The organism is Streptomyces scopuliridis RB72 (assembly GCF_000718095.1).
GTDB classification, from domain to species: domain Bacteria; phylum Actinomycetota; class Actinomycetes; order Streptomycetales; family Streptomycetaceae; genus Streptomyces; species Streptomyces scopuliridis.
The window spans coordinates 455,889-467,366 of sequence record NZ_JOEI01000009.1 but is presented as its reverse complement, the minus strand read 5'-3'; the positions used below and the strand labels follow the sequence as shown (position 1 = coordinate 467,366).

The 11,478-nt window shown below is 70.0% G+C and carries 11 protein-coding genes and 1 tRNA gene; 8 read left to right on the top strand and 4 right to left on the bottom strand.

What is annotated here, in order from left to right:
• Nucleotides 1-195: 195 nt before the first annotated feature.
• Nucleotides 196-1,080, bottom strand: a complete 885-nt coding sequence (gene ligD / locus IF11_RS0114740; protein WP_030352030.1) for a non-homologous end-joining DNA ligase — start codon at nucleotides 1,078-1,080, stop codon at nucleotides 196-198.
• A gap of 50 nt (nucleotides 1,081-1,130) precedes the next feature.
• On the opposite strand from ligD, the gene ku reads away from it, so the two are divergent.
• The 4 genes from ku (at nucleotide 1,131) to IF11_RS42055 (ending at nucleotide 3,931) form a co-directional block, all read left to right on the top strand.
• The gene (ku, locus tag IF11_RS0114735) at nucleotides 1,131-2,165 is read left to right on the top strand and encodes a non-homologous end joining protein Ku (RefSeq protein WP_030352029.1); all 1,035 of its coding nucleotides are present in this window, start codon (nucleotides 1,131-1,133) and stop codon (nucleotides 2,163-2,165) included.
• Nucleotides 2,166-2,232: 67 nt separating this feature from the next.
• Entirely contained in the window at nucleotides 2,233-2,865 is a 633-nt protein-coding gene (locus IF11_RS0114730) for a LuxR C-terminal-related transcriptional regulator (RefSeq protein ID WP_037727768.1), read from the top strand.
• A 102-nt stretch (nucleotides 2,866-2,967) separates the two neighbouring features.
• Nucleotides 2,968-3,039, top strand: a tRNA-Arg gene (locus IF11_RS0114725).
• Nucleotides 3,040-3,403: 364 nt separating this feature from the next.
• Nucleotides 3,404-3,931, top strand: coding sequence for a hypothetical protein (locus IF11_RS42055; protein ID WP_240627574.1), 528 nt, complete (start codon nucleotides 3,404-3,406; stop codon nucleotides 3,929-3,931).
• Here IF11_RS42055 and IF11_RS37740 read toward each other — a convergent pair.
• The gene (locus tag IF11_RS37740) at nucleotides 3,829-4,857 is read right to left on the bottom strand and encodes a hypothetical protein (protein WP_051745895.1); all 1,029 of its coding nucleotides are present in this window, start codon (nucleotides 4,855-4,857) and stop codon (nucleotides 3,829-3,831) included. The genes IF11_RS42055 and IF11_RS37740 overlap by 103 nt on opposite strands.
• Nucleotides 4,858-5,199: 342 nt before the next feature.
• Here IF11_RS37740 and IF11_RS0114715 point away from each other — a divergent pair, with 342 nt between their 5' ends.
• The 4 genes from IF11_RS0114715 to IF11_RS0114700 all read left to right on the top strand — a co-directional run bounded on the left by IF11_RS0114715 (nucleotide 5,200) and on the right by IF11_RS0114700 (nucleotide 8,756).
• On the top strand, nucleotides 5,200-5,469 hold the full coding sequence (locus tag IF11_RS0114715; protein ID WP_030352026.1) for a type II toxin-antitoxin system Phd/YefM family antitoxin: 270 nt from the start codon (nucleotides 5,200-5,202) through the stop codon (nucleotides 5,467-5,469).
• Nucleotides 5,459-5,944, top strand: coding sequence for a type II toxin-antitoxin system VapC family toxin (locus tag IF11_RS0114710; protein ID WP_051745894.1), 486 nt, complete (start codon nucleotides 5,459-5,461; stop codon nucleotides 5,942-5,944). Before IF11_RS0114715 ends, IF11_RS0114710 begins: the two co-directional genes overlap by 11 nt.
• Nucleotides 5,945-6,358: 414 nt before the next feature.
• The gene (locus tag IF11_RS0114705; RefSeq protein ID WP_030352024.1) at nucleotides 6,359-7,459 is read left to right on the top strand and encodes a sensor histidine kinase; all 1,101 of its coding nucleotides are present in this window, start codon (nucleotides 6,359-6,361) and stop codon (nucleotides 7,457-7,459) included.
• 145 nt (nucleotides 7,460-7,604) lie between these two features.
• Nucleotides 7,605-8,756 (top strand): hypothetical protein, encoded by a 1,152-nt coding sequence (locus tag IF11_RS0114700; protein ID WP_051745893.1) that lies wholly within the window; start codon nucleotides 7,605-7,607, stop codon nucleotides 8,754-8,756.
• Here the strand turns inward: IF11_RS0114700 and IF11_RS0114695 are convergent.
• A complete protein-coding gene (locus IF11_RS0114695; protein WP_030352022.1) occupies nucleotides 8,723-9,385 on the bottom strand; it encodes a DNA-binding response regulator in 663 nt (220 codons plus the stop codon). The genes IF11_RS0114700 and IF11_RS0114695 overlap by 34 nt on opposite strands.
• Nucleotides 9,386-9,566: 181 nt before the next feature.
• Entirely contained in the window at nucleotides 9,567-11,333 is a 1,767-nt protein-coding gene (locus IF11_RS0114690) for a peptidoglycan recognition protein family protein (RefSeq protein WP_078490682.1), read from the bottom strand.
• Between the last annotated feature and the right edge of the window lie 145 nt (nucleotides 11,334-11,478).

Below are 11,478 nucleotides of genomic sequence, written 5' to 3'. Positions count from 1 at the left end.
CCGCGAACTACAGACCCTCCTCGCAACCTGGACCGGCGCCTGCCCCACCTGCCACCGCGACATACCCACAGCAAAGCCCAGGTAGCTCCGCTACAAGGGCTCCCGGCCGCCTTGCGATCACACGCACCGGACGCCGCTCCGACCGGGCAAACATTGCCGGTCGCGGCACTAGGTCCTGCTTGGATTGCGTGGGGCTCAGGGCAGCGGCGCGGCGCTGTCGGGGTCGGTGAGCGGGCCGAGGAGGTCCCCGTACCGCTCCAGCCGCCCCTCGATGTCCCCCAGCCGGAAGACCAGCTGCCCGGCGTCCGTACAGCCGGCGACCTCTTCCCAGGTCACGGGCGTGGAGACGGTCGGCTCCGCCCTGGCGCGCAGCGTGTAGGGCGCCGCGGTGGTCTTCGCGGCGGCGTTCTGGCTGTGGTCGACGAAGACCTTCCCGGGCCGCAGCGAGCGCCGCATCCGGTGCACCACTAGCTCCGGCATCGCCGCCTCCGCCTCGACGGCCAGACCCTTGGCGTACGCCGAGACCTCCGCGGAGGGGGCGCGCTCCAGTGGTACGAGGACATGCAGCCCCTTCGACCCCGAGGTCTTCACGTACGCCTCCAGCCCGTCCGCACCCAGCCGCTCCCGCAGCCAGAGCGCCACCGCGCAGCACTCCACGGCGGTGGCGGGCGCCCCGGGGTCCAGATCGAGTACGAGCCTGTCGGCGCGCTCGGGCGCGTCGGCGCGCCACTGATGCGTATGGAACTCCACGACCAGGTTTGCCGCCCACATCAGCGACGCGAGGTCCTCCACCACCACCTGCCGGCCGGTGTCGGCCGTCCTCCTGGGCACCTCGGCGATCCGTACCCAGTCGGGCGTACCGGGCGGCGGGTTCTTGGTGAAGAAGAGCTGCCCGTCGGGCCCGTCCGGGTAGCGGAGGAAGGAGACGGGCCGGTCGGCGAGATGGGCCAGCAGGGGGGCCGCCGTACGGGCGTAGTAGTGCAGGACCTCGCCTTTGGTGGTGCCGGTGGCGGTGTAGAGGACCTTGTCCAGATTGCTGAGCGCCAGGCGTCGCCCCTCCACCTCTGTGATCGGCGTCATACGATGAGAATCCCATATATTTCGTGAATCTCGGATGAAAGGGATGGAACGTGCGATCCATATGGAACGGCGCGATCTCCTTCGGGCTGGTCAGCATCCCGATCAAACTGGTCAACGCCACCGAGAACCACTCGATCTCCTTCCGGCAGATCCACAAGGCGGACGGCGGCCGTATCCGCTACAAGAAGGTCTGCGAGCTGGACGGCGAGGAGGTGGCGACGCCGGAGATCGGCAAGGCGTACGAGGATGCCGACGGGTCCATGATCCCGATCACCGACGACGATCTGGCCGCGCTGCCGCTGCCGACGGCGAAGACGATCGAGATCGTCGCGTTCGTCCCGGCGGACTCGATCGATCCGCTCCAGATGGACACGGCGTACTACCTCTCCGCCGCCGGAGTGCCCGCGGCCAAGCCGTACACCCTGCTGCGCGAGGCGCTGAAGCGCAGCCAGAAGGTGGCCGTCGCCAAGTTCGCCCTGCGGGGGCGGGAGCGGCTCGGGATGCTGCGGGTGGTCGAGGACGTGATCGCGATGCACGGCCTGCTCTGGCCGGACGAGATCCGCGCCCCGGAGGGCGTCGCGCCGGAGACGGACGTCACCGTACGGGAGGCCGAACTCGACCTGGCCGACGCCCTGATGGACACGCTCGGCTCGGTCGACCTCGACTCGCTGCACGACGACTACCGGGTGGCGGTCGAGGAAATGATCGCAGCCAAGGCGGAAGGCGCGCCGGCACCGGTATTGGAGCCGGCGGCGGGCGGGGGAGGGAAGGTCCTCGACCTGATGGCGGCGCTGGAGAACAGCGTGCGCGCGGCAAAGGAGGGGCGGGCGGAGGGCGACGAGGTCGCGGAGGTGACGCGGCTCCCGGCGAAGAAGACAGCGAAGAGGGCGGCGTCGAAGAAGACGGCGGCGACTCCGGCCGCGAAGAAGACCGCGTCCAAGTCGGCGTCGAAGACAGCCGCCAAATCGGCCACGAAATCAACCACGAAGACAGCCGCCAAGACAGCCGCGAAGACAGCTTCGAAGTCGGCCTCGAAGACAGCCTCGAAGACGGCCTCCGGCGGCAGGAAGCGCGCCTCGGCCTGAGCGGAGTCCCCGGCGGCGCCCTCGCCCCGGATGGCACACTGCGCGAGTGGACCGAACGCTGCGCATCGTGCTGGCCGAGGACAGCGTGCTGCTCCGAGAAGGCCTGATCGCCCTGCTGGACCGCTTCGGCCACAAGGTCGCCGCGGCGGTGGGCGACGCGCCCGCCCTGCTGACGGCGGTGGCGGAGCACACCCCGGACATCGTGGTCACCGACGTACGGATGCCCCCGGGCTTCCAGGACGAGGGCCTCCACGCGGCGGTCCGCCTCCGCGAACGGCAGCCCTCCCTCCCGGTGCTCGTCCTCAGCCAGTACGTCCAGCGCACCTACGCCGCCGAACTCCTCGACTCCGGCGACGGCTCCGGCGTCGGCTACCTCCTCAAGGACCGCGTGGGCCAGGTGGAGGACTTCGAAACCGCCCTCCAGTCCGTGGCCTCCGGCGGCACGGTCGTCGACCCGGAAGTGGTCCGCCACCTGCTCCGCCGCCGCCGAGACCCCCTGGAACGCCTGACCCCCCGCGAGCGCGAGGTCCTCGCCCTGGTCGCCGAGGGCAAATCCAACGCGGCCATAGCCCGCCAACTCGTCGTCTCCGAGGCAGCCGTGGGCAAACACATCGGCAACATCCTCGCCAAACTGAACCTCCCCCCGGCCGACGACACCCACCGCCGCGTCCTGGCGGTCCTCACCTACCTCCGCGCCTGACCCCTCACTCCCACCCGGCCCGCCGGACCTGGAAATACCTGTTCACAGCCACCCCACCGAAGCTGGTAGGGTTTCTTTCGTCGCCAAGCACCACGGCGACGCGCCCCCGTAGCTCAGGGGATAGAGCAACGGCCTCCGGAGCCGTGTGCGCAGGTTCGAATCCTGCCGGGGGCACCTTGTAGGAGGTGCCCAAAGACCCCGTCACCAGCGGAAACGCTGAGGCCGGGGTCTTCGCGTATGTGCAGGCGGATGCCGCCGGAAGCCGCCGTATGCCGGGGTCCGTGGACGAGCTGTGGACAGGATCTTGGGGCATTCCCGCAGGTGATGAGACTCGTTGGAGCCAAGCGGGCCCACTCCTCCTTATCGTCGTCCCGGTCTTGGACCACGCCGCGGGTGGGGAGCCTGAGCGTTGCTGGGGGCCGTCGTGCCGTCTTCAGCCGCTGCTCGCGGGCAGATGAATGGACGAGTTGGGGGATCTCGTGGATGTGACCACGCTTGCCGGGCCAAAGATTGGTTCACCGGCCCACTGTCCGACGGGGTGTACCTGTTGCGGGTCACCCTGCGCCACGACCTCGGCGTCGAGGTCGAGCCCGACTTCGAACGCACTCGCACGCAGATGCTCGCTGCGCTCGACAGCGAGCGGAGGAGCCTTGAGCGCCTGCTCGCCTCCGAACAGGCCCAGGCCACGCGGGTCAGACGACTCATCGAGCCCGAGCCGCAGCGCATCGGCGGCCGCACGGTCCTGATCGCGGAGTACGTGGGGGACGAGCGGGAAGCCGACGCTGCGACAGCCGGGCCGCCGCTATGCCCAGTCGGCCCCGGACAACCGAAACGGTCCGCCGAAGAACTCGACGGGCTGTCACGAAAGATCGAGGTCAGCGGCGTTGGGCTCATTTCCGAGATCGGCGCCTGCGGGATCCGGGACAGCGCCGTGAGTGAGTCCACTGGCCGCTGGATCTTGTCCTACGCCGACCAGATTCGCCGCATGAGTTCCCGCGTCCCGTGCGAGGCGGGGAGCCGGTGGAAGATTCCCGGACTCTCGCGGTGGATGACATCAATTCCGTAGCGGTGCAGCAGTCCGGCATCGGCGCGGGACGGTGAACTCGGGAACAAGCCTGCAAGCCGCTGAATCGGCTGTGGGCTGTGCGGGGCGTAGTCCAACAACTGACCAAGGGCTTGGCGTATGTGGTGGTGGGTGGGCTTGCTCTTGGCTTCTATCAGTTCCGCGTCACCCGCGTTCTCGACGTATATGTCACTGACTCCCGAGGGGCAGTAGAAACGCGTCGGGATCTGGCCTTGAGCAGTGAGGTGCAGCTTGAATTCGCTGACGAGCTCGGATTCGAGGCGCTCGACGACGACCAGTCGGCGGGTACGTTCGTAACTGGCGGTGCGGGTACGCATTTCTTCCGCCGCCGCGACGCGCACGGCTTGCCGGGACGAGGAGTCGCGGGACTCGGGCGGGCCATCGGTGGCCCGGCTCCATTCAGTACCGGGCGTGATCATGAACTCTTCGAGAACCGACCGGGCCTTGTCGTCCCGCAAGACCATTTGACCGGGAAAGTTATGGGCCGGCTTGTAGCCAATGGTGGCGTTGAGTTGGGAGTAGGGAATGTCTGCGGGGACGACGTCCAGCAGGCTGTACACGGTGTGCCAGCTCTTCTCGCCGTGCTTTGGCGGCCACAACAGATCGGCGAGTGAGCGATTACGGAAGACCGCGCCGACTTCGCCCACCGCACGGACCTGATTCTGTCCCGTGAAGAGGACGATGTCCCCCGTCGCCACATCGGCCATCTTCTTGTCGTGGCTCGCGGTGGCTCCCCAGAAGCGGGCACGCTCCTCCGGGTGCAGTGCCGTGAGCTGCTCACGCTGCTCCGGGGCGAGCACCTCGACGTAACGGTGCTCGGTGAAGGGGATTTCCTGGTCGACCGTGTCGGACCAGTGGCGCCGGGTTCCGGAGCTTCCGTACGACGGGGATATCAGCACCCGCATCACGCGCACTTCCTTCAAGGTAGACAACAAGCTTGGAGGACAGGGTAATTCAGCCCCATGTGCCCGAAAGCGCGGTCTGTCACTGCTCTCATGGCTGCGGGAGGAGCCGAGCCCAATGGGGACAGTCGACGACCTGGTCGAGCAGCCGCGCCGACTCCGCACTCGGGTACCGCGGTGGCCCGGCGGGCGCCGGGACGGGGGCGTCCGCCGCGACGCCGGGGGCGTCATCCCGTCGCCGCGCCAGGCGTGCCGACGCACTCGATGCCTGGTGCCTCGGGCAGGTGTCCGCCGCCGCATGTGGCACGCGGTGGCACGGTGCAGCACCCTTCACGTAGGATGCGTCGTATGACCGCGCAGCCAGAGATCACCCAGCGTGATCTCCGCAACAGATCCAAAGAGATCATGGATGCCGTTCAGAGCGGGCAGTCGTTCACGGTCACCCGCGACGGGCACCAGATCGGTGAGCTGATCCCGCTACGGCGGCGCAGGCGATTCGTGCCACGGGGAGAGTTCGCGGCGATGTCCCGCACCGCGCCCGACATCTCCATTGATGCCTTCCGTGCGGACCAGGACGGCACAGCCGAGCAGGAGACGGACGACCCCTATGTCCGTTGAGCATCCACTCCCCGCTGGGGGGCAGCAGCATCGACAGGGCCTGCTCGACACCAACATCATGATCCTGCGCAAGTGGGTGGACCCGGCGGAGCTGCCTGAAGAGATGGCAATCAGCGCCGTCACTCTGGCCGAGTTGTCCGCTGGACCCCATGAGGTCCGCAGGAACGAGGAGCAGAGCGACTATGACGAGCACGCCGAGCGGGCCAGGAGGCTCGATGTGCTCCAGCGCGCCGAGAACGAGTTCGATCCCATCCCCTTCAGTGCTGAAGCGGCCCGTATCTACGGCAGGGTCTGCGCCGGCGTGATCGCCGCCGGCCGCAAGCCGAGGCGCCGCGTCGCGGACCTGATGATCGCGGCCATCGCGATCGCCGAGGATCTGCCGCTGTTCACCACGAACCCGGATGATTTCAAAGGACTGGACGAGGTCCTTACGGTGGTGGCGGTGACGCGTCCGAAGGTGCTCCACGACCGGTGATCCGGGCAGTGTCCGGCCGCCAGGTTCATCGCGTGGAGAGGCACGGATTCGATCGGTTCCGGCTGCCGGTGGCCTGCCCTGACGTGTCCACTGACGGCGGGGGTCCGCGGCCGTGTCGGTTGTCCCGCGCGCACCCCTGCCCACCCCCATGAGGCAGGTGTGCGCGCGGTCCATGGGATCGCTTCCGGACCGTACGGAAGCGTCAGCACAGTGACCAAAGAAACGCTATCGCCGAAGCCCCTCGACGTGTGACGGTCAATCGACCGACAAACCGATGAGGGACAGCGACAGGTGGGGCACCGCGTGGCACATGAGCCGGATGACTCTCAGGCCCCGCCCGGACCCGCCGAGAGGAGGGGGTCCGCCGGGGAAACGGGTCCCGGCGACAGGATCGGGCCCGCCGAGCGGGAGTTCGTGCGGTTCGCTTACCGCTACGCGCATCGCATCCGGGCGGTGGTGGTCTGCTCCTGCGCCGTTCTGGCCGTGCCGGCGATGCCCGCCGATCGTATGGCCGTCGCCTCGGCCATCTCCTGCGTCGTGCTCGGCTGGAGCGTTCTGCACTACCGGCTGGGGATGGCGGGGGTCCGCCCCGGGGGGTTGCTCGCCGCCGACATGGCGGTCCTGACCGGCCTCTGCCTGACCCAGGATCTGACGATTCCGGACAGCCAGACCATGTACGGGAGCACCTGGCTGCTGGTGGTCGTCAGCATCGTGGCCGTCGGGTACCAGCTGATGTACCCGGCGGGGCTCGCGCTGGCGACGGCGCTGCTGCTGTCCGTCGTGGATCTGGCCGGTGCCATGCTCGACCGCCCCGACGGCTGGGACTACGCGGTCCCCAATGTCAGCTGGCTGCTGGTGCAGAGCCTGCTCGCCCAGGGGCTCTACCGGCTGGTGCTGCGCGCGAGCAGAGCCGCCGACGCCGTCGGTACGAAGGCCGCCGCCGCCCGGCGCCGGCACGAAGTGGCGCAGGCGCAGCGGTCGGCGGAGCGCGAGCATCTGGCGACCCTGCACGACACCGCGTGCGCCACGATGCTGATGGTCTCCGCCCATGGCCAGTCCCTCCGGCCGGACATACTGCGCACCCAGGCGGCCAAGGACCTGCGTCGCCTCGCGTCGGAGCGGGCGACGTCCGGTGAGACGGATGTGGCACAGGAACTGATCGCGGAGACCGGCGACCACCGGCTCGCCGTACGCGCCGAGTTCGACGGCTCGCTCGGCCTGATGTGGCGCCCGGCCGTCGCGGCGCTGCGCGGCAGCCTCGGCGAGGCGCTGCGTAACGTCTCGCGCCACGCGGGCGTCAACTCCGCGACCGTGACCGCGACTCGGGAGGGTGACACCGTCACGCTCGTCATCAGCGACGACGGTGCCGGATTCGATGTGACGCGGGTGCCGCCGCACTGCCAGGGGCTGGCCCGCTCGGTCGTCGAGCGCATGGCCGCCGTCGGGGGCCGGGCTACGGTCGACTCCCGGCCGGGGCGTGGCACCGCCGTGCGCCTGGAGTGGCCTCATGTCTGACGAGCGTCCGCCGAGGACTGGCCCCTTGGCGCCCGGCTCACCGCCGCCCGCGACGAGTTCGTCACCGTCAGGCTCACGGCCGTCCCCTCCCCTCGACCGCGAACGACCCGCCTCCGATCCGCTCACGGACCGCATCGCCGCCGGCATGCTCGGCGCGCTGCGGCTGGCGGGGCTCGTCATTCTCTCCGCCGTCCACTTCGGGCTGGCGCTCCCCGCCCTGCTGGCCAACCTCGACGGCTACCGGCACGCCTGGGTGCAGCTGACCGCGTTCGGCCTGCTGACGCTCATCATCGCCATCGACGCGCTCCTCGGAGCGGCCGGCCGGCGCAGACCGCGACGCTGGGTCGCGGCCGGGCTGGTGTGTTCGCTCGCGACGGCTGTCGTCGCCACCAGCCAGCTGCCGGGCGACCACTTCCTCGCCACCCCGCACTGGACGTTTCTGGAGATCGGCTGGTTCGGTGTCCTGCTGCTGTTCGACGCCGGTCTGAACGCGACGCTGCTCTTCCTCGGGCTCCATGTCGTCGTGACGCTCGGGCAGTTGCTGCTCGCCGGGATCCCGTCCCGGCAGGCCGCGGCCGGTATGGCCGTCAGCGCCCTCGCCATCTGCGCGTTCCAGATCGCCGCCGCGGTGATGGCCAGGCTGCTGCGGGAGTGCGCGACGACCGCCGCTGCCACGGCACGGGAGCAGGAGCGGGTACGTACCGAGGCCGCGGTCTCCGCGCAGGTCCACGCCGACCAGCGGTCGCGCTACCGCGATCTCGGCCGCTCCGTACTGCCCCTGCTGACCGGGCTGGCCGACGGAACACTCGACCCCGGGGACCAGCGGGTACGCCGCCGATGCGCCTTCGAGGCCGCCCGGCTACGGCGCCTCTTCGCCGAACGGGACCACGCGTCGGACCCCCTGCTCCATGAACTGCGGGCCGGTATCGGGGTGGCAGAACGCCATGGGGTCGATGTGCAGCTCGCCGTACGGGGCGCGTCCGCTCCGGTGCCCCGGCATCTGCGCCGCGCGCTGACCGAGCCCGTACTCGCCGCGCTCGCGACCGCCGAGCACAGCGCGCGGGCCACGGTCGTGCGCGGCGGCGGGCAGGTACGGGTCAGCGTGGTGACGGACGCGCCCGGGACGGACATCCCGGAACCGACCGAGCGCGGTGTCCGCGTACGTACGGTACACAGCGAGGGCCGGCTTCTCGTGGAGGCGTCGTACACCCTGCACACGCCGTCCCCGTCGGGCGACGTTCACGTCCCCGAAATCCGGAGCGCTCAGAGCTCGTCCAGCGAGGTCAGCCCGTCCTGAATGGCCCTCGCGACCAGATTCGCCTTGGTCGTCGCGGGCCGCCCCGCGTTGGCGTACTTGATCCGTACCCGCTCCAGATAGGTGTTCACCGTACGTACGGAGATGCCGAGGCTCTCCCCGACCATCGCCTTCGACTCCGACTGGAACCACTCCAGCAACACCTCCACCTCACGCGGGGTCAGCGCGGGGCGGCCCTTTCTGGCGTCGCTGCCGAAAGCACCGGCGAGAGCGGGCGGCGTGTAGGGCCGGCAGTCGGCGGCGGCCAGGGTGGCCGCCATGAGATGCCGCTCGCCCTCCGCCTTCGTCAGATACGTGAACGCGCCCAGATCCAGACAGGTCAGTGCCGTCTCCTGGCTTTCCTGCATGGTGTAGATGATCACCTGGCGCTCCCGCGCGACCAGTTGCTTCAGCTCGGGGTACGCGGGCACCCCGTGGGAGTGGGAGAGCTGGAGATCGAGCACCACCACATCCGCCGCCCGGCCGGGCCCGGTCATGGCGACGGAGAGGTCGGGGCCCTTGGCCGTGACGGTGATGGGCCGTTCCGACGCGGCGTACCAGGACTCGATCCCCGCGAGCACCACGGGATGGTCGTCGATCAGCGCCACGCTCACGGGCTCGTTTTCCGGCATGCCTCATCCTCCTCCCAACCGGCGCCGCCCCACCATGCCCCGCCGAACCCGTGTACGCCGTGAACACACGTCGTCTCGTACGCCTCCCAGGTCTGACCCGTCACCCGTCACGCCACCGCGCACCGCCCCCGCACCGGACCAACTCCGGCGCGGGGGCGGGGCGGGGGCGGGGGAGCGGGGATCAGCCCTTGGCGTACGGGGAGTCGGCCGCCAGGGTGCGGATCTCCGGGAGCGCGGAGTAGAGCGCCTTGCCCGGGCAGAGCGTCGCGTAGCCGTCGCGGTGTCCTGAGACCGTGTAGAGCGAGGCCTGCTGGCCCGTCTTGTACACGCCCGTGTCACCGGCGGCGGTGAGCGTCACCTTGGCCTTGGGGTCGACTCCGTCAAGTCCCAGCTTCCAGGCGGTGACGTCGGCGACGGCCTTCTTGGCGGCGGCGGTCGGGATGCCGCCGTTCTCGTAGTCGCCGAGCACGGAGACGCCCGAGGAGTCGCCGTTGAAGCCGTACGTGTGCGCGCCGCGCACGCGCTTGTCGGTGCCGCCCGCGCGGCCCTCGAAGACCGTGCCGCACTTGTCGACGAAGAAGTTGTAGCCGATGTCGTTCCAGCCGTTGGTCTTCACGTGGTACGTGAGGATCGCACGGATGATCGCGGGGGACTCGGCGCAGTCGTAGTCGTTGGTGCCGGCGGTGTGGTGTACGAAGACCGCGTCGACCTTGTCGATGTACTCGGCCGGGTCCTTCACCAGCGATTCGTCCGCGCCCCACTCGGCGCGGCTGACGATCGGCGGGGCTCCGGGGGCGGGGGAGCCGGTCGGGGACTGCGAGGCGGCCGGGTCCTCCTCGGTGGCGGTCGGGTCCGGCGCGGGGTCGGTGGACGGCTGCTCGGCCGGTTCGGTCGCAGGATCGGTGACGGGGTCGGTGGCCGGGGGTGTTTCCGGGTCGGTCGCCGGGTCGGTGGTCGGGGCCTGGGAGCCGCCGCTCGCGCCGCCGTCCGTGCCGCCGTCTACGCCGCCGTTCGCGCTGTCCGTGGGCGTGGCCGTCGGCTCTTCGGTGCCGCCGTCCCCGCCGTCCGTGGTTCCGCCGGAGCCGCCGTCCGTACCGCTGCCGCCGTCCGTACCACCGCTCGTGGAGTCCGAGGGGTCGGTGGTCGGTTCCTCGGCGGCCGGGGCCGAGGTGGTGCCGTCGCCCGGTTCGGCGGGGGCGGAGGGCTCCAGGCCCCCACCACCTCCGGTCGTACCGGTGCTCCCGGTCCCGCCCGTCGTACCGCCGTCAGTGGCGGCTCCGTCGCCCGGCGCGATGTCCGAGGGGGACGCGGCCGGCTCGCCCGACGGGGCGGGGTCGGTGGTCGCCGTCGTCTGCTTGCCCGGTGCCTTGGTGTGCGCGGGCTTCGCGCCGCCCTTGCCCTTGCCGTTCCCCTTGGCCGTCGTACCGGGGTCGATCATGTCGAGCCGTGCCCCGTCGGGCAGGGGCTTCTTCTTGCCGTTTGCGCCCCCGCGTACCTCGACCGCGTCCGAAGGGCCCACCCACAGCGGCTCGGAAGCACCGCGTACGCCCGCGCTGTCGCCTTCTGCCGTCTCGGGCGCCGAAACGCCGAAGTCGAGGTCACGCCAGTCCCGCCACTGACCGGACTCCGCGTCGCGGGTACGTATCTGGGCGGTGCCCTCGAAGTCGGACTTGCGGTCCTTCCATGAGACGCCGATCAGCGAGAAGGCCTCGGTGTTCGTGCGCGGCAGATCGATCGCGTACTTGTCGGCGCCGCCGAGCGCGAGGGTGTGCGCCGTGGCAGGCCGGGCCGAGCCGACGCTTTCCAGATCGTCGCCGCCCCCGCCGGTGCCAACAGCGACGACCGCCGCTCCCGTACCGCCGAGCACAACGGCGCCCACCGCCAGCCATACCGAACGCTTTCCGGCGATCTTTCTGGTGGATTCCGCGCGGGCTCTCTTCGAGCTCATATCCTTCTCCTGGTTTCGTCGCCGGCCGTGCCAGAAGGCGGGCGGTTCCGAATTCGGTGTCATGGGCCCGGCGGTTATACAACATTGGCCGGATCATGCACACGCGCGGCGACAAATCGGGCATTCATTGGGTTCGTTGAGATCG